This is a genomic window from Pantoea sp. EABMAA-21 (genome assembly GCF_030053335.1).
GTDB classification, from domain to species: domain Bacteria; phylum Pseudomonadota; class Gammaproteobacteria; order Enterobacterales; family Enterobacteriaceae; genus Pantoea; species Pantoea communis.
In genome coordinates this window covers 39026-55762 of record NZ_JASGBX010000020.1, presented here as the reverse complement: position 1 = coordinate 55762, position 16737 = coordinate 39026, and the positions used below count along the sequence as shown (strand labels likewise).

14 protein-coding genes are annotated in these 16737 nt (G+C 54.2%); 12 read left to right on the top strand and 2 right to left on the bottom strand.

Translation table 11 applies throughout. The annotated features are described in order from the left end of the window. Both QMZ65_RS22255 and QMZ65_RS22250 read left to right on the top strand, forming a co-directional pair. On the top strand, positions 1-861 hold the full coding sequence (locus tag QMZ65_RS22255) for a ketose 1,6-bisphosphate aldolase (protein ID WP_160832769.1): 861 nt from the start codon (positions 1-3) through the stop codon (positions 859-861). A gap of 1 nt (position 862) precedes the next feature. After that, entirely contained in the window at positions 863-1915 is a 1053-nt protein-coding gene (locus QMZ65_RS22250; protein WP_160832770.1) for a carbohydrate kinase family protein, read from the top strand. Here QMZ65_RS22250 and QMZ65_RS22245 read toward each other — a convergent pair. Further along, positions 1852-2598 carry a response regulator gene (locus tag QMZ65_RS22245; RefSeq protein WP_058959928.1) on the bottom strand — a complete coding sequence of 249 codons (747 nt, stop codon included), beginning with the start codon at positions 2596-2598 and terminating at the stop codon, positions 1852-1854. The two genes, QMZ65_RS22250 and QMZ65_RS22245, sit on opposite strands and share 64 nt — an antisense overlap. A gap of 416 nt (positions 2599-3014) precedes the next feature. Here QMZ65_RS22245 and QMZ65_RS22240 point away from each other — a divergent pair, with 416 nt between their 5' ends. Together QMZ65_RS22240 and QMZ65_RS22235 are read left to right on the top strand one after the other, a co-directional pair. Continuing rightward, a complete protein-coding gene (locus QMZ65_RS22240; protein WP_211728366.1) occupies positions 3015-4313 on the top strand; it encodes an NCS2 family permease in 1299 nt (432 codons plus the stop codon). 257 nt (positions 4314-4570) lie between these two features. After that, positions 4571-5359 (top strand): hypothetical protein, encoded by a 789-nt coding sequence (locus QMZ65_RS22235; protein WP_160832772.1) that lies wholly within the window; start codon positions 4571-4573, stop codon positions 5357-5359. Between the two features lie 48 nt (positions 5360-5407). Here QMZ65_RS22235 and QMZ65_RS22230 read toward each other — a convergent pair whose 3' ends face one another. Further along, entirely contained in the window at positions 5408-6856 is a 1449-nt protein-coding gene (locus QMZ65_RS22230) for an AMP nucleosidase (RefSeq protein WP_283216696.1), read from the bottom strand. Between the two features lie 402 nt (positions 6857-7258). On the opposite strand from QMZ65_RS22230, the gene QMZ65_RS22225 reads away from it, so the two are divergent. The 8 genes from QMZ65_RS22225 (at position 7259) to QMZ65_RS22190 (ending at position 16693) form a co-directional block, all read left to right on the top strand. After that, positions 7259-8317, top strand: a complete 1059-nt coding sequence (locus QMZ65_RS22225; RefSeq protein WP_160868152.1) for a branched-chain amino acid ABC transporter substrate-binding protein — start codon at positions 7259-7261, stop codon at positions 8315-8317. An 80-nt stretch (positions 8318-8397) separates the two neighbouring features. Further along, positions 8398-9312 (top strand): ABC transporter permease subunit, encoded by a 915-nt coding sequence (locus tag QMZ65_RS22220; protein WP_283216695.1) that lies wholly within the window; start codon positions 8398-8400, stop codon positions 9310-9312. A 10-nt stretch (positions 9313-9322) separates the two neighbouring features. Continuing rightward, the gene (gene livM / locus QMZ65_RS22215) at positions 9323-10606 is read left to right on the top strand and encodes a high-affinity branched-chain amino acid ABC transporter permease LivM (RefSeq protein ID WP_283216694.1); all 1284 of its coding nucleotides are present in this window, start codon (positions 9323-9325) and stop codon (positions 10604-10606) included. After that, positions 10599-11474, top strand: a complete 876-nt coding sequence (locus QMZ65_RS22210) for an ABC transporter ATP-binding protein (RefSeq protein ID WP_097116732.1) — start codon at positions 10599-10601, stop codon at positions 11472-11474. Before livM ends, QMZ65_RS22210 begins: the two co-directional genes overlap by 8 nt. Next, positions 11467-12216: an ABC transporter ATP-binding protein gene (locus QMZ65_RS22205; protein WP_097116733.1), complete on the top strand. Its 750-nt coding sequence runs from the start codon at positions 11467-11469 to the stop codon at positions 12214-12216. Before QMZ65_RS22210 ends, QMZ65_RS22205 begins: the two co-directional genes overlap by 8 nt. Before the next feature lie 120 nt (positions 12217-12336). After that, positions 12337-13749 (top strand): EmmdR/YeeO family multidrug/toxin efflux MATE transporter, encoded by a 1413-nt coding sequence (locus QMZ65_RS22200; RefSeq protein WP_160832776.1) that lies wholly within the window; start codon positions 12337-12339, stop codon positions 13747-13749. 135 nt (positions 13750-13884) lie between these two features. Beyond that, on the top strand, positions 13885-14052 hold the full coding sequence (locus tag QMZ65_RS22195; RefSeq protein ID WP_166932180.1) for a hypothetical protein: 168 nt from the start codon (positions 13885-13887) through the stop codon (positions 14050-14052). Positions 14053-14413: 361 nt separating this feature from the next. Then, a complete protein-coding gene (locus tag QMZ65_RS22190; RefSeq protein WP_283216693.1) occupies positions 14414-16693 on the top strand; it encodes a catecholate siderophore receptor Fiu in 2280 nt (759 codons plus the stop codon). Positions 16694-16737 lie beyond the last annotated feature (44 nt).

Below are 16737 nucleotides of genomic sequence, written 5' to 3'. Positions count from 1 at the left end.
ATGGCACTGATTTCACTGGCGCAGGGCCTGGCCCACGCGCAGCAACATCAATACGCGCTCGGCGCATTTAACGTACTGGACACCCATTTTTTGCGTGCGCTGTTCCAGGCGGCTGAGCAACAACGGTCGCCTTTTATCATCAACATCGCGGAAGTGCATTTTAAGTATGTCAGCCTCGAGCATCTGATTGCGGCGATTCGCACAGAAGCGGCGCTGCATGATATCCCGGTGGTGCTCAATCTTGACCATGGTTTGCATTTTGAGGCGGTAATGCAGGCGATTCGCCTCGGATTTACTTCGGTGATGTTTGATGGCTCCACCCTCAGCTATGAGGAGAATATGCGCCAGACCCGTGAAGTGGTGAAGATGTGCCACGCCATTGGCGTATCGGTTGAAGCGGAATTGGGCGCGGTGGGCGGCGATGAAGGTGGGGCACTGTTTGGTGAGGCTGACAGCAACAAATTCACCGATCCTGCTCTGGCGGCGGAGTTTGTCCAGTCAACCGGGATCGATTGTCTGGCCGTAGCGATTGGCAACGCGCACGGCAAATACAAAGGTGAGCCGAAGCTCGACTTTGAGCGTCTGGCGGCAATTCGCTCGGCGGCAGGCATTCCTTTGGTGCTGCATGGCGGTTCAGGGATCAGTGATGCCGATTTCCGCCACGCCATCAGTTTGGGCATTCATAAAATCAATTTCTATACCGGCATGTCACAAGCCGCACTAGGCGCGATAGAAAAGCAAATTACTCAGCGTGATGCGCGCTACGACTCGTTTGCTGAACTGCTGATGGCGGTAGAACACGATATTGCCAATGTGGTGGCGCAGCAGATGCAGGTGTTTGGCAGCGCCGGGAGGGCCTGACATGGTGCAACGCAACGGTATTCTCGGTGCGGGCAGTATGCTGGTGGATCATGTACAACGTATCACGCATTGGCCAGAACAAGGCTGGTTAGCGGAGATCACCCACAGTGAGAAGTGCAGCGGAGGCGCTGCACTGAATGTGCTGTTCACCCTGGCGCGCATGCAGGTCAATTTGCCGCTGGCCGGTGTCGGCATGGTGGGCGGGGACAGTGACGGTGATTACATCGTGCAGTTGCTGGACGATCATCAGATTGATCGTCAGTTTGTACAACGCACGCGCAATGTTAGCACGGCGATGACACAAGTGATGACCACGCCCGATGGTCAACGCACGTTTTTCCATGCCCGCGGCGCCAATGCCGAACTGGATTTGCCCCATTTTGCTGAAGTTGTCACTTCACATCGTATATTTCATCTCGGCTATTTGTTGTTGCTGGATAGTCTCGACCAGTCTGATGAGATTTTTGGTACGCGCAGCGCGCATCTGCTGGCACAAATGCAGCAACGGGGTTACCTCACTTCGCTGGATTTGGTGTCGCGAACCGGGGAGTATCGCCCGTTGGTGGTGCCGGCGTTACGCTGGCTCGATTATCTGGTGATTAATGAACTGGAGGCGCAGTCACTCACTGGCGTGACGCTGCGCAGCGCTTCGGGGCTGGCAGCACCCAGCGCGTTTGCCGAGGCCGCCGCCTGGTTACTGGAACAGGGCGTGCGCCAACGCGTGGTGATCCATGCCCCTGAAGGTGCCTGGGGACAAGAGAGCAGGGGTGAAGCAGGGTGGCAGCCGGCGTGGTGCCTGAAACCAGAAGAGATTGTCGGCAGCGTTGGGGCGGGAGATGCGTTTTGTGCTGGGGTGTTATATGCCAGTCATGAAGGTTGGCCCCTGCTGGAGACATTGAAGCTGGCACATACCTGCGCTTGTTTCAATTTGCATGCAGCGAATGCGCTGGACGGCACGCGGCCATTGGCCGAGATGCAGCGCTGGATGAATCAGGCAATCTGTGTTTCACGCGCGGCTGAAGCCGGACGCAATACATCAGCGGAAAATACGTAACCGAGGCCACGGATGGTGCGGATAAGGCTGGGTTGGTGTGGATTGGCTTCGATTTTCCGCCGCAGTCGCATGATGAGCACGTCTATGGTGCGGTCGAACACCTCAAGACTCTCATTGTGAGTCAGTTCCAGCAGCTGATCGCGCGTCAGCACTTTGCGTGCGTGACCCACCAGGGCGCGCAACAGGGTATATTCGCCTTGAGTGAGGGCGACACTTTCGCGCTGAGGATTAAACAGCTGACAACGCGCATCATCCAGCCGCCAGCCATTGAATTGCCATCCTTCATCCTGCTGTGCATCAGCTTGTGTCAGACGTCCACAGCGGCGCAGTGCTGCACGTGCACGCGCGACAACCACCCGAGGATTAAAGGGTTTGGCGATGTAATCATCCGCACCCATCTCTAATCCCACCACCATATCTGCTTCCGACCCCATCCCGGTCAGCATGATGACCAACAGGTCCGGCCGCTGCCGCTGCATCTGTTGCAGCACCAGTAAGCCGTTGGTGTCCGGTAGCATCATGTCCAGCATCACCAGGGAGATCTCGGGATGCAGGCTGAGCAGCGCAAGGGCATCTTTGCCCTGATGGCAGCTGTAGACGGTAAACACATGTTCACTCAATACATCGTGCAGCAATTCACACACGGCACGATCATCATCAACGACCAAAATCGCGGGCTTCATTGCGCTGTCTCTTATGTTGCGAAAGGGTTAAAAGCAGTGTAACCCGATGTTTTTGAGCTGCTGTCCTGTGCTGCAGAAACGTGAGCGCCATCGCTGAGCAGTGTGCGAAAGCGTGCGTTGCCGCAATCTTTTTCCTCTGGAAGGCAGTAGAAGGGAAAACGATTGCGCAGCCATGGTGCAATGCACCATAATCGCGCCCTGTTCGGGTTCAGAATTATCCTAACCGCAACCGCATTTTGAAACGTAAACGATTGCGTACGGTGATGGCATAGCTATTGCTATGTGGACAGGGGAAAGCGGAAGGTGTGTCTGCCTTGGGTCCAGCGTGTGTCGCTTTCATCAATACAATAATTAGTTTGTTAACCACATTGGCAAGAGAGAACGTGCACCCGTGCCGTCTCCGCTCATGAGAGATGATGATGTTAGAAAAACTCTTCAAACTTAAAGCGCACAACACCACCGTGCGCACCGAAATCATTGCGGGTATCACTACCTTCCTGGCCATGGCCTACATTCTGTTTGTTAACCCGAGCATTCTCGGTGCGACCGGCATGGATAAAGGTGCGGTCTTTGTGGCGACCTGCTTAGCGGCGGCAATTGGCTGTGTGCTGATGGGGCTGATCGCCAACTATCCCATCGCGCTGGCACCGGGCATGGGGCTCAATGCTTTCTTCACTTATACCGTTGTGCTGCACATGGGCTACACCTGGCAGATCGCACTCGGCGCGGTGTTCCTGTCAGCGGTGATCTTCTTTGCGCTGTCAATTTTCAAAATTCGTGAGTGGATTATTGCCAGTATTCCGCTGCCTCTGCGCGCGGGTATCGCTGCCGGTATCGGCTTGTTCCTGGCACTGATTGCGCTGGAAGGCGCGGGCATCGTGGTGGATAACCCGGCAACACTGGTTGGCCTGGGCGATCTGACCAAACCGGGTCCGCTGCTGGCACTGTTAGGCTTCTTCATCATTGTGGCACTGGAAGCGCGTCGCGTGACCGGCGCAGTGTTGATCGGCATCCTGGTCGTGACCTTTATCTCGATGGGCATTGGTCTGACGCCATTTGGTGGCGTGTTCTCAGCACCCCCTTCTATTGCACCCACCTTTATGCAACTGGATATCGCCGGTGCGTTTAACGTGGGTCTGGTGAGCGTTATCTTTGCCTTCCTGTTTGTGGATGTGTTCGATAACACCGGTACGCTGCTGGGCGTGACCAAGCGTGCGGGACTGGCGGATGAGCAGGGCAATGTGCCGAAAATGGGCCGTGCGTTAATCGCTGACAGTGCGGCTGCGCTGTTTGGTTCACTGCTGGGTACCTCAACGACCACCAGTTATGTTGAATCTGCTGCGGGTGTCAGTGCCGGTGGTCGTACTGGTTTAACGGCGATTGTGGTTGCTGTACTTTTCCTGCTGAGCCTGTTCTTCTCGCCGCTGGCGGGTAGTGTTCCGGTTTACGCTACCGCACCAGCATTACTGTTTGTGGCGGTGTTGATGGCCTCTGGTTTGGCCGAAATTGACTGGAAAGACATCACCACGGCTGCGCCAGTGACCGTCACCGCGCTGACCATGCCTTTGACTTACTCCATCGCCAACGGTATCGCCTTCGGTTTCATTACCTGGACCGTGGTAAAACTGCTGAGTGGTCGTACGAAAGAGATCAATGCTGCACTGGTGATTCTCTCGATTCTGTTCGTCATCAAACTGGGCTGGCTGAGCGCTTAAGTTTTGGTTTCCGGAAGCCCGATCGGGCTTCCGTGTTTTCTGTTTCATCCCCACCAATATTTTATGTGCCATCTCTCGCAATCCCTCACTGTGACTGCTTTTGTTATTTCTCTGCCAGTTTTAACCTGCGCGACGTATTGATGCCTGCCTGAACTTTTTTGCCGCGAATGGCGGGTTCGTGGAATGTTTAAGCGGCTCGAATCTGTTTCACTACGCTGCAAGGTGAAGAGATAGCCGGGACTCTCTGGAGGTTTGTAATGGAATACGCCATGCGTACTGCCCCGTTTCTTCCACCACTTATCTATGTCGTCAGGAATATCGGAGATTCAAAAATGGAAGAATTAACTCAACGAGTCGGATTGCTGGAAAAAACTACGCATCAAATTCAACAGGATGTTGCCGTCCTGACCGCGCGATCCGAGAATTTTGCGACTAAGGCCGATATCGGCACGCTGCGTACCGAATTGCTGGGAGAAATGGGAAAGTCGGAAAAGCGTACCGATGGTAAGTTCGAAAAGATGGCGCTGCACTTTGACGATAAGCTGGGGGGAATGGCGCGGCATTTCGACGATAAACTAGGGACAATGGCGCTGAATTTCGACGATAAGTTGGGAGGGATGGCGCGGCATTTCGACGATAAACTAGGGACAATGGCGCTGAGTTTCGACGATAAACTGGGAAAAATGGCGCTGCATTTCGATGATAAATTGGGAAAAATGGCGTTTCACTTTGACGATAAACTTGAAAAGTTGGAAGTGCGCATCGACGACAAGTTGGACAAAATGGAACTGCGCATCGACGACAAGCTAGACAAAATGGAACTGCGTATCGACGACAAGCTAGACAAAATGGAACAGCGCATCGATGTGAAGTTTGAACGCATGGATGAAAAATTTGAGAAGAAGTTTGTCAGGATCGATGAGAGGTTTGAAAAGCTCAATGTGAAATTTGAAAAGCTGAATGACCGACTCACCTGGTCGATTATGGTGCCCGCTATTCTGGCTGTGCTGGCCTGGTTTGTGAAAGACCTGTTGGTTAAAGTTTGAACTGAAATCCCATGTAATTCCGGCCCCAATGGGACCGGAGTTAAACCTTTACCTGAAAGGGGGTTCATTAAAGGTGCGCAACTTCCTTGAATGCAACTTATCGCCCTCAGCACGCAGCAGTTCTACCGCGCAAATGCCAATCTGCAGGTGCTCAGAAATAGCCCCCTCATAGAAACGATTCGCCTGGCCCGGCAATTTAATCTCGCCGTGCAGTGGCTTATCCGAGACGCACAGTAAGGTGCCGTAAGGTACACGGAAGCGATAGCCTTGCGCGGCAATCGTGGCACTCTCCATATCAACTGCCACCGCGCGACTCAGGTTAAAGCGCAGTGCAGAAGCGGAGTAACGCAACTCCCAGTTACGGTCATCTGTGGTCACTACCGTACCGGTGCGCAGACGCTGTTTCACCTCTTCTCCCGGCATGCTGCTCACGGCTTTGGTGGCGTCATAGAGCGCGCGCTGCACTTCAGCAATGCTTGGAATAGGAATGTCCGGCGGCAGCACACTATCCAGCACATGATCGTCACGCAAATATGCATGCGCCAGCACGTAATCACCGATGGTCTGGCTTTCACGCAGGCCGCCGCAGTGACCAATCATCAGCCAGGCGTGGGGGCGAATCACTGCCAGATGGTCGCAGATGGTTTTGGCATTGGACGGACCCACACCAATGTTCACAAGGGTGATGCCACGGCGATTCGGTGATGTCAGGTGCCAGGCCGGCATCTGGTGCTTCTTCCAGGCCAGATCAGACATCATTGCCGTGGGATCCTGGGTGTCAGCGGTGATCACCACATCGCCAGCACAGGCAAGGCTGTCATAGGGTGTGGAAGGATCCTTAACCTGCTCAATCGCCCAACGCACAAACTCATCGACATAGCGCGTGTAGTTAGTGAAGAGCACAAACGGCTGGAAATGCTCGACGGCTGTACCGGTGTAGTGGCGTAAACGCGCCAGTGAGAAATCAGTGCGCAGTGCATCGAAGTGTGACAGCGGGAAAATGGCATTCGCATGGAACAGGCCATCTGCGGTTTCATCGCCAATCTGCGACAGTTCGGTGGTAGGGAAATGGCGCGCAATGCTGGCGCTCATCGAGCGATCCAGTGTCAGGCCATCAATGACGTACGGGTACGGAATCTCCTGCTGAGAAGGCACCACTTCAACCAGGACGTCGTACTCTTTCTCCAGCATCTGTAATTGCTCACTCAGGTAGTGACGCAACAGTGCCGGGCGGGTAATGGTGGTGCTGTAACTGCCGGTGTGGGTAAAACGTCCCCATGCACGAGTGCGGTTTTGCTGTGGGCCTTCACCCAGCCAGGTGATGCGCAGTTCCGGATAAACAAACAGACCTTTCTGTCGCGCATCTTCATCCGGCAGCGTGCCGGTTGTCGTGAAATCGCGAATCGCGTTGCGCAGTGCTTCCACTGCGCTTTCATACAGGCGCTCCAGTTCATCCAGTGCCTGCTGGCTACTCAATCCGTTCCGTTGCGTATTCATAGATTCTCCTTCAGGAAACGTGGACCGATTTGACCAGAGCATAGCGGATAAACACCCCAGCACGATGAATAATCTGTGATCGACCGCATTCTGCACCATCACGGTGCTGGTGTGCGGCGCAACTCTGGCTATGTTTATGATTAGCAGGGATGTCACCTCGCGCCTCGTCTGCCCTGGCGCGATGCCACTGCAAAAAGCTGCCACCGACCGTCTTCTTTGGCGAGTTTCTTGCTTGATCCTAAATCGTGGCCCTATCGGCTGCATACAGTGCTGCAAAAGTTTCAGAAATTGATTTCTCCCAGGCCGTGGTATGGCTCCGTTCCTGACCCGTTGAGGATTGAAAGCATGTCTTTGAAATTCATGAAACACCCAGTGAAGGTGGTACTTGCAGGTTGTCTGAGCATGGCATTTTACGCTCAGGCGGATATCAAGATTGGTGTGGCAGGCCCGTTCTCTGGTCCAAATGCGACCTACGGGGCGCAATACTGGAAGGGCGCTAGTCAGGCTGCCGATGATATCAATGCCGCTGGCGGTATTAACGGCGAAAAAATTGTGCTGGTGCAGGGCGATGATGCCTGCGAACCCAAACAGGCGGTATCAGTAGCAAACCGACTCGTCGATCAGGACAAAGTGATGGCGGTGGTGGGTCACTTCTGTTCCTCCTCCACCATGCCCGCGTCAGAGGTGTATGACGAAGCGGGCGTGTTGGCGATCACCCCCGGGTCCACCAACCCGCAAATCACCGAGCGCGGCATGAAAACCATGTTCCGCATGTGTGGCCGTGACGATCAGCAAGGCGCGATTGCGGCGGACTTCATTATCGACAAACTGAAAGCGAAAAAGGTGGCGGTAATCCATGACAAAGACACTTACGGTCAGGGGCTGGCCGATGCCACCAAAGCTGCGCTGGAAAAACGTGGCGTGAAAGAGGTGCTGTATGAAGGGCTTTCACGCGGTGAGAAAGACTTCAATGCGCTGGTCACCAAGATTGGCGCGGTGAAACCCGACGTGGTCTATTTCGGTGGTTGTCATCCAGAAGCCGGTCCGCTGGTGCGTCAAATGCGTGAGCAGGGTGTGAATGCCGCCTTCTTCTCCGGAGACTGCATCGTGACGGAAGAGATGGTAACAGCGGCTGGTGGCCCTCAATACACCAAAGGGGTTTATATGACCTTCGGTAATGACCCGCGCACCATTCCGGATGGCAAAGCGGTGATTGAGAAGTTCCGCGCCAGCGGCTTCGAACCGGAAGGTTACACCCTGTATGCTTACGCCTCTGTGCAGGCTATTGCGGCGGCTTACAAAGCGGCGGGTAAAGACAACGCCAAAGCCAGTGACTGGTTAAAAGCCAACAGCGTCGATACCGTGATGGGTAAAAAAGCCTGGGATGGCAAAGGCGATTTGAAAGTCTCGGATTATGTGGTTTATCAGTGGGATGATAAAGGCAAGTATCACCAACTGTAATTCGATACGCGGCCCCGTATCACGGGGCCTTTCGCCATTGGGCGCGAGGTATGCGCTCCCTTTACGCGCGGGATGGATTTATGGACGCCTTTTTCTTACAGCAGCTGATTAACGGCCTGACGCTGGGCGCAGTGTATGGGTTGATCGCCATCGGTTACACCATGGTTTACGGCATTATCGGCATGATCAACTTCGCGCATGGCGAGGTGTATATGGTCTCCGCCTATTTGTGCGCAATAGGCTTAGCACTCCTGAGCTTCTTCGGTATTCACTCCTTTCCATTACTGATTTTCGGCACCTTGCTGTTCACTATTATTGTCACGGCGGCTTATGGCTGGGTCATCGAGCGTATTGCTTATCGACCCCTGCGTAATTCCACGCGCCTTGCACCGTTGATTTCCGCCATCGGCATGTCGTTGATTCTGCAAAACTACGTGCAGCTTAGCCAGGGGCCCAACCAGCAGGGCATCCCGACGCTGCTGACGGGTGTGCTGCGCATGGAAGTGGATGGCGGCATTGTGCAAATCACCTGGACCAAAGTCTTTATTCTGATTGCCGCTTTCTGTGGCATGGCGCTGCTCACCTGGATCATTCAGTACACCAAACTTGGCCGCGTCTGCCGTGCCGTTCAGCAGGATCGGCGCATGGCATCGATTCTCGGCATCAATACTGACCGCGTGATTTCGCTGGTGTTTGTCATCGGTGCAGCCATGGCCGGACTGGCGGGCGTGCTGGTGACCATGAATTACGGCACGTTTGATTTTTATGCCGGATTCATTATCGGTATCAAAGCCTTTACGGCGGCAGTACTGGGCGGTATCGGTTCTCTACCCGGAGCCATGCTCGGTGGACTACTGCTTGGGGTAGCGGAAGCGCAGTTTGCGGGGCTGGTTAACTCTGACTACAAAGATGTGTTCTCGTTTTCGCTGCTGGTGGTGATTTTAATCTTCCGTCCGCAGGGACTGCTGGGTCGTCCGCTGGTCGCAAAAGTGTGAGGAAGCCACGATGAATGCAATGACGCAAAAAGCGGGCGTGCGTGAAGCATTGCTCGACACACTGCTGGCGGGAGTGATTGCGCTGGTGGTGTTTGGCCCGATTGTGGGCGTGGTGCTGGAGGGTTACAGCTTCACACTGTCGCCGCAACGTGTGGCGCTGTTAGTGGGATTAGTGATGGTAGGGCGCTTAATGCTCAGCCTGTTCACCCGTACGTCCTATGGACAACGCTTTACACGCAAGTTTGAAGGCAATGACGATGGCGTATATGTCCGCGAACCGGGTTATCGCTCGCGGATGCGCTGGATATTGCCGCTGTTATTGATTGCCGCATTTGCCTTTCCATTTCTATCGAGTAAATACCTGTTAACCGTGACCATTCTGGGGCTGATTTATGTGCTGCTGGGGCTGGGGCTCAATATTGTGGTGGGGTTGGCGGGATTACTTGATTTGGGTTATGTCGCATTTTATGCCATCGGCGCTTATGGCCTGGCACTGGGCTACGAGTACCTCGGCCTGGGATTCTGGAGTATGTTGCCGATCGCGGCATTAATGGCGGCCTTTGCCGGAGCGCTGCTGGGGTTTCCGGTGTTGCGCATGCATGGTGACTATCTGGCGATTGTGACCCTCGGCTTTGGTGAAATCATCCGTCTGGTCTTAACCAACTGGTTGTCGTTTACCGGTGGACCCAATGGCGTATCGGTGCCTTCCCCGACATTTTTCGGCCTCGAATTTGCTCGCCGGGCGCGGGACGGGGGCGTGCCTTATCACGAGTTTCTGCATCTCGATTACAACCCGAATATGAAATTCATCTTCATCTATGTGGTACTGGTACTCGTGGTGCTGCTGGTGCTGTTAATCAAGCATCGGTTAACGCGCATGCCCATTGGCCGCGCCTGGGAGGCATTGCGGGAAGATGAAATTGCCTGCCGCGCCATGGGGCTTAATCATGTACTGGTCAAACTCTCCGCCTTTATGTTAGGTGCCTCGATGGCCGGGATTGCCGGGGTGTTTTTCGCCAGCTATCAGGGGTTCGTGAATCCAACTTCCTTTACTTTCTTCGAATCAGCGTTAATCCTGGCGATTGTGGTTCTGGGGGGGATGGGCTCGACACTGGGCGTGGTGCTTGCCGCTTTTGTACTGACAGTCGCGCCTGAACTGCTGCGTAGTTTTGCCGAATATCGTGTGCTGCTGTTTGGCATGCTGATGGTGTTAATGATGATTTGGCGACCACGCGGATTGGTTCGTACTGCACGTGTGGGTGTTCCGCTGCGGAAAGGAGTACGCCATGAGTGATGCCATTCTACAAGTTGATCATTTAATGATGCGCTTCGGCGGCATCAAAGCCCTGAACGATGTCAGCCTTTCTGTGGCGCGCGGTTCGGTTACCTCATTAATCGGCCCTAACGGGGCGGGAAAAACCACGGTGTTCAACTGCCTGACCGGGTTTTATCGCGCCACCGGCGGGCGCATCATACTTAATGCCCAACAGCGCAGTACCGATGTGATCCAGGTGCTGGGGCAAAAAATTCATCCGCAGGACTGGCTTCATCCGGCACGGCTGGGTTCGCGCGTGTGGTACAAAATGTTTGGCGGCGCGCACCTGGTTAACCGTGCTGGGCTGGCGCGTACCTTCCAGAATATCCGCTTGTTCCGCGAGATGTCGGTGGTAGAGAACCTGCTGGTGGCGCAGCACATGCAGGTCAATCGTCAACTGCTGGCCGGCGTATTGAATACCCGTGGTTATCGCGAAGCGGAAAATCGGGCGTTAGACCGCGCTTTTTACTGGCTGGAAAATGTGGATTTGGTCTCCAGCGCCAATCGACTGGCTGGCACGCTCTCGTATGGTCAGCAGCGCCGACTGGAGATTGCGCGTGCCATGTGCACGCGACCGGAACTGATTTGTCTGGATGAGCCGGCCGCGGGATTAAACCCGGTCGAAACCGATGCGCTGAGTCAGATATTGCATCGCTTACGCGCTGATCACCGTATCAGCGTGTTGTTGATTGAGCACGACATGCCGATGGTCATGCGCATCTCCGATCACATTGTGGTACTGGATCATGGCGATGTCATTGCACAGGGGACGCCGCAGCAAATTCGCCACGATCCCAACGTTATCGCCGCCTATCTCGGCGCAGATGAGGAGAGCGACCATGACTGAACCGATGTTGAGTTTTGAACAGGTGGACGTGTTTTATGGTCCGGTTCAGGCGCTCAGGCAGGTTTCCCTGACGGTGAACCAGGGGGAAACGGTGGCGCTGATCGGTGCTAACGGCGCGGGAAAATCTACGCTGCTAATGTCGATTTTTGGCCAGCCGCGCATTGCCAGTGGTGACATTCGCTTACGTGGCGAGTCCATCAGCCATCGCAGCACCCATTTCATCGCCGCCAGCGGCATTGCACAAGCGCCTGAAGGCCGCCGCATCTTTCCCGATATGACGGTGGAAGAGAACCTGCTGATGGGCACGATCGCGGTGGGCGATCGCTTTGTGAAAGAGGATAAAGATCGCATGTACCAACTGTTTCCGCGCCTGCTGGAGCGGCGTAAACAGCGTGCCATGACGCTCTCGGGTGGAGAGCAGCAGATGCTGGCGATTGCGCGTGCGCTGATGAGTCGCCCAAAACTGCTGCTGCTGGACGAACCGAGTCTGGGTCTGGCGCCGATTGTGGTGAAGCAAATTTTCAGCATCCTGCGTGAATTGACCCAGCAGGGCATGACGCTGTTCCTGGTAGAACAAAATGCCCGTCATGCGCTGCGACTGGCCGATCGCGGTTATGTGATGGTCAACGGCGAGATCAAACTGAGCGGCAGTGGGGAAGAACTCCTAAATAACGATGAGGTGCGCAGCGCTTATCTCGGTGGTGCAGCGGATCCTGCGGTGGTGGCGACAAAAAGTTTGTAATAATGATTAAATGGTGATGGGAAACACTTTGCATATTTCTTAGTGGCCTATCATCATTATTACTCTTCTTCCTCTCCAAAGTGATTTGGTACTCCCTTGCAAAATCCTGGCGTAGCAGTGATGCGGGCGGTCAGAAATACGGCGTGGTATCCGAAACGTCGCTCTTATCGCACGCTGTTGTGGCGTGAAATTACCCCATTAGCCGTGCCCATCTTTATTGAAAACCTCTGTGTGATGCTGATGGGCGTCCTGAGTACTTTCCTCGTGAGCTGGCTGGGGAAAGAGGCGATGGCGGGGGTCGGTCTGGCCGACAGCTTCAACATGGTGATTATCTCCTTCTTTGCGGCGATTGATCTCGGCACCACGGTGGTGGTGGCCTTTAGCCTCGCCAAGCGCAACGGCAAACGCGCGCGCGCAGCTACGCGGCAGTCGCTGGGCTTGATGACGGTGCTGGCATTCGTGCTGGTGATCGTGATTGAGATCTGGGGACATCTGATTATCGATGTTATCGCGGGCAGCGCGGAACCCAAGGTGAAGGAACTGGCGCTGAGCTACCTGCAAACGTCGGCGTGGAGCTATCCAGCCGCGGCGATCGCCCTGATCGGTAGCGGCTCGTTACGCGGAGCGGGAAACACTAAAATTCCGATGCTGATTAATGGCGGCATGAACATCCTTAACATCGTGATCAGTAGCGTACTGATTTATGGTGCGATGGGGTGGGAAGGGATGGGCTTCGTTGGGGCCGGGTTAGGATTAACCATCTCACGCTATATCGGCGCGGCGGCGGCCATTTATGTGCTGTATCGTGGCATTACGCCGGCGTTAAGAATCAGCATCGCCAGCTATTTCCGACGCTGGGATCGCAACATCCTGATGGAAGTGCTGGGGATCGGGGTGCCGGCCAGTATTGAGTCAGTGCTGTTTAACGGCGGTAAATTGCTGACGCAGATCTTTGTGGCAGGCATGGGCACCAATGAAATCGCCGGTAACTTTATCGCCTTCTCCATTGCCACGTTAATTAACCTTCCGGGCAACGCCCTCGGTTCGGCTTCCACCATCATTACCGGTAAGCGGCTGGGTAAAAATCAGGTGATGCAGGCGGAAAGGCAGATTAAACATGTGTTCTGGCTGGCGATGATTGGGCTGTGCACACTGGCCTTGATCACCGTACCACTGGCGGGCACGCTGGCTAGATTCTACACCCGCGACCCTGAAGTTATTGAAGTCACCAAACACCTCATCTGGCTTAATGCGGCCTTTATGCCGATCTGGACCGCATCCTGGGTGCTACCTGCTGGTTTGAAAGGCGCGCGCGATGCGCGATACACCATGTATGTGTCAATGTTCAGCATGTGGGGTGCGCGCGTGGTTGCCGGCTACGTGCTGGGGATCATGCTCGGTATGGGCGTGGTCGGGGTGTGGCTGGGCATGTTCCTCGACTGGACAGTGCGCGGTGTGTTCTTCTGGTTCCGTTTGACCAGCGGCAAATGGCTCAATAATTACCGTCGTATGCTGGCGAAGAGCCGGGCATAACGGAGTGGGCCGTCGTAGCAGACGGCGGCCTTCAATATATGCATTAATTGGGATTCAATCGCATATCTTATCGTTTTGGTTATAAAGCAAGTTAGGTTTTACTGTCAGGGTCAACCCTTACTGGAGAACCTGACGATGAAAACGACGCTGTCACAGTGGTTCCATCGCCTGATCAACGCCACATCACAACCCGCTGAAGAGCGTGAGTTCGATCTCAGCAATCATATTGATTTGCTGATTCCGGTCAGCCAACTTTATGGCATTGAATTCCATCCGTCGGTGTATCGCTACTATGAGCGATGAACGCCTGCATCACGCTATGCGATACAGTTACTGGAATGAACTGTGCGCGCTGCTTAAAAACCCGCTGCCCTGTCCAGCGGGTTTTTTGTGCCTGAATATTAGCCCTTCCTGACGACTTCTTGAGCAAACCCTGACGCAACCCTCCTGCTGGCACTGATTGTATTAATTATGTAAGGCTACCGTAAAGAAACTTATTCCCAAGCCGTTGCGCTTCATGCAAGAATAAAAAAGTAAATGATAACCATTGGCGTTATCGTTTAGGTGTTGCATCTCAAGGCAGTGGAGATCATGGCACCTTGAGTGTTTTGGTTTGCTTGATGCAATAAGCCCGTCAATAACGATAAGAAATTTACTTTTTAAAATGGATAACAATCGCAATTTGCCGTTTGGCAGTTTCAATTCGCTGACCCTGTTCACCGGGCTATGTATTGGTATTTCTCCTGCTGCTGCTCTGGCCGCTGATAATGCCAACAAAAAATCTGACGACACTTTAGTGGTGACGGCGCAAACGCCTTCTCTGTATGCGCCTAATACTTCTGCCGACCCCAAATTTACCCGTCCGCTGGTGGATACCACCCGCACCATGACGGTCATTCCTGATCAGGTGATCAAAGATCAAGGTGTCAATAACCTGACCGATGCGCTGAAAAATGTGCCGGGGGTGGGGGCGTTCTACGCCGGGGAAAATGGCAGTTCTTCGACCGGTGATGCCGTGTATATGCGTGGCATGGATACTTCAAACAGCATTTACGTGGACGGCATTCGTGATATTGGTAGCGTGACACGCGATACCTTTAATACTCAGCAGATTGAAGTGATTAAAGGGCCGTCTGGCACTGATTACGGTCGTAGCGCGCCGTCGGGTTCAATTAACATGATCAGTAAGCAGCCGCGTCTGGATACGGGCCTGGATGCGTCGGCCAGTGTCGGTAGTGCGTGGATGCGCCGCGGTACGCTGGACTATAACCAGGCCTTCAACGACAACAGCGCGTTTCGCCTCAATCTTATGGGCGAGAAAACCCACGATGCCGCACGCGATAATGTGCAAAATGAGCGTTATGGTGTCGCGCCTTCACTGGCATTCGGTCTGGATACGTCAACGCGTTTGTATCTGAACTATCTGCATGTGCATCAGAACAACACACCAGATGGCGGCATTCCGACCATCGGCCTGCCGGGATACTCGTCACCGACTGCCGCTACCTCTGCACTTAATCATTCGGGTAAAGTGGCGACCAGTAATTATTACGGTACCGATTCCGATTTCGACAAATCCACCACCGATAGCGGCACTATTCGCTTCGAGCACGATCTTAGCGACAGCACCACGATTCGCAACACCACGCGCTGGTCGCGAGTGAAGCAGGAGTATCTGCTGACCGCGGTAATGGGCAGCACCATTACCACGCCAAATCCTAATGATGTTGGCACCTGGACCTGGACGCGCAACGCAAACCTGAAAGATGTCAGTAACCGCATCCTTACTAACCAGACCAATATTACCTCGAAATTCTATACCGGTTCAGTGGGGCACGATGTCAGTGCTGGCGTGGAGTTCACGCGTGAAAACCAGACCAACTACGGCGTCAACGCCATTACTGCGCCTGCGGTTAATATCTACCATCCGATCAGCAGCATTTCCGTGGGTGGGCTGGATCGCAATGGCGCCAATGCCAACGGGCAGACCGATACCACCGGAATCTATGCCTTCGATACGCTGGCTATGACCAAAAACTTCGAGCTGAACGGCGGCATTCGTCTTGATAGCTATCACACTGATTATGACAGTGCTACGGCGTGTGGCGGCAGCGGGCGCGGTGCGCTGGCGTGTCCAACGGGCATCGCACGCGGCACGCCTATCACCACCGTTGATACCGCCAAGTCTGGCAATCTGGTGAACTGGAAAGCGGGTGCGCTCTATCGTTTGACCGAGCAGGGCAATGTTTATGTCAACTATGCGATTTCTCAGCAGCCTCCGGGTGGTAGCAGTTTTGCGCTGGCGGCAGGTGGCACCGGTAACAGTGCAAACCGTACTGATTTCCAGCCTCAGAAAGCTAAATCAAGCGAAGTGGGAACCAAATGGCAGATTCTGGATAAACGTCTGCTACTGAATGCTGCGCTGTTCCGCACCGATATCGAAAACGAAGTCACCGCGAATGACGACGGCACTTACTCACAGACCGGTAAAAAACGCGTTGAGGGCTATGAGCTTTCAGCTACTGGCAACATCACCCCAGACTGGGAAGTGATTGCCGGTTACACCCAGCAGCACGCTTCGGTGAAAGAGGGCGCAGCCGTCGCTCAGGATGGTTCATCTGCTATCGCTTATACACCGAAACACGCCTTCACCTTGTGGACGCAATATCAGGCCACTGATGCGATTTCTGTTGGTGCGGGGGCGCGTTACGTGGGCAGTCTGCGTCGCGGCAGCGATGGCGCGGTAGGCACGCCAGACCATACTGAAGGTTATTGGGTGGCAGATGCGAAGCTGGGCTACAAGGTTAATAACAACCTCGATCTGCAGCTCAACGCGTACAATATTTTCGATACCCACTATGTGGCTTCCATCAATAAGAGTGGATACCGCTACCATCCGGGTGAGCCACGTACCTTCTTGTTAACGGCAAACGTACATTTCTAAGAGTCAACGTGGGGCGTTCGCGCCCCTATTTATGAGAGAACACC

Bases quoted from the DNA above. Each gene is read 5' to 3' on its own strand.
- QMZ65_RS22220 (WP_283216695.1), top strand. From the start codon at position 8,398: ATGGACGCCTTTTTCTTACAGCAGCTGATTAACGGCCTGACGCTGGGC.
- QMZ65_RS22205 (WP_097116733.1), top strand. From the start codon at position 11,467: ATGACTGAACCGATGTTGAGTTTTGAACAGGTGGACGTGTTTTATGGT.
- QMZ65_RS22190 (WP_283216693.1), top strand. From the start codon at position 14,414: ATGGATAACAATCGCAATTTGCCGTTTGGCAGTTTCAATTCGCTGACC.
- QMZ65_RS22250 (WP_160832770.1), top strand. From the start codon at position 863: ATGGTGCAACGCAACGGTATTCTCGGTGCGGGCAGTATGCTGGTGGAT.
- QMZ65_RS22230 (WP_283216696.1), bottom strand. From the start codon at position 6,856: ATGAATACGCAACGGAACGGATTGAGTAGCCAGCAGGCACTGGATGAA.
- QMZ65_RS22240 (WP_211728366.1), top strand. From the start codon at position 3,015: ATGATGTTAGAAAAACTCTTCAAACTTAAAGCGCACAACACCACCGTG.
- QMZ65_RS22255 (WP_160832769.1), top strand. From the start codon at position 1: ATGGCACTGATTTCACTGGCGCAGGGCCTGGCCCACGCGCAGCAACAT.
- QMZ65_RS22225 (WP_160868152.1), top strand. From the start codon at position 7,259: ATGGCATTTTACGCTCAGGCGGATATCAAGATTGGTGTGGCAGGCCCG.
- QMZ65_RS22200 (WP_160832776.1), top strand. From the start codon at position 12,337: ATGCGGGCGGTCAGAAATACGGCGTGGTATCCGAAACGTCGCTCTTAT.
- livM (WP_283216694.1), top strand. From the start codon at position 9,323: ATGAATGCAATGACGCAAAAAGCGGGCGTGCGTGAAGCATTGCTCGAC.
- QMZ65_RS22235 (WP_160832772.1), top strand. From the start codon at position 4,571: ATGGAATACGCCATGCGTACTGCCCCGTTTCTTCCACCACTTATCTAT.
- QMZ65_RS22195 (WP_166932180.1), top strand. From the start codon at position 13,885: ATGAAAACGACGCTGTCACAGTGGTTCCATCGCCTGATCAACGCCACA.
- QMZ65_RS22245 (WP_058959928.1), bottom strand. From the start codon at position 2,598: ATGAAGCCCGCGATTTTGGTCGTTGATGATGATCGTGCCGTGTGTGAA.
- QMZ65_RS22210 (WP_097116732.1), top strand. From the start codon at position 10,599: ATGAGTGATGCCATTCTACAAGTTGATCATTTAATGATGCGCTTCGGC.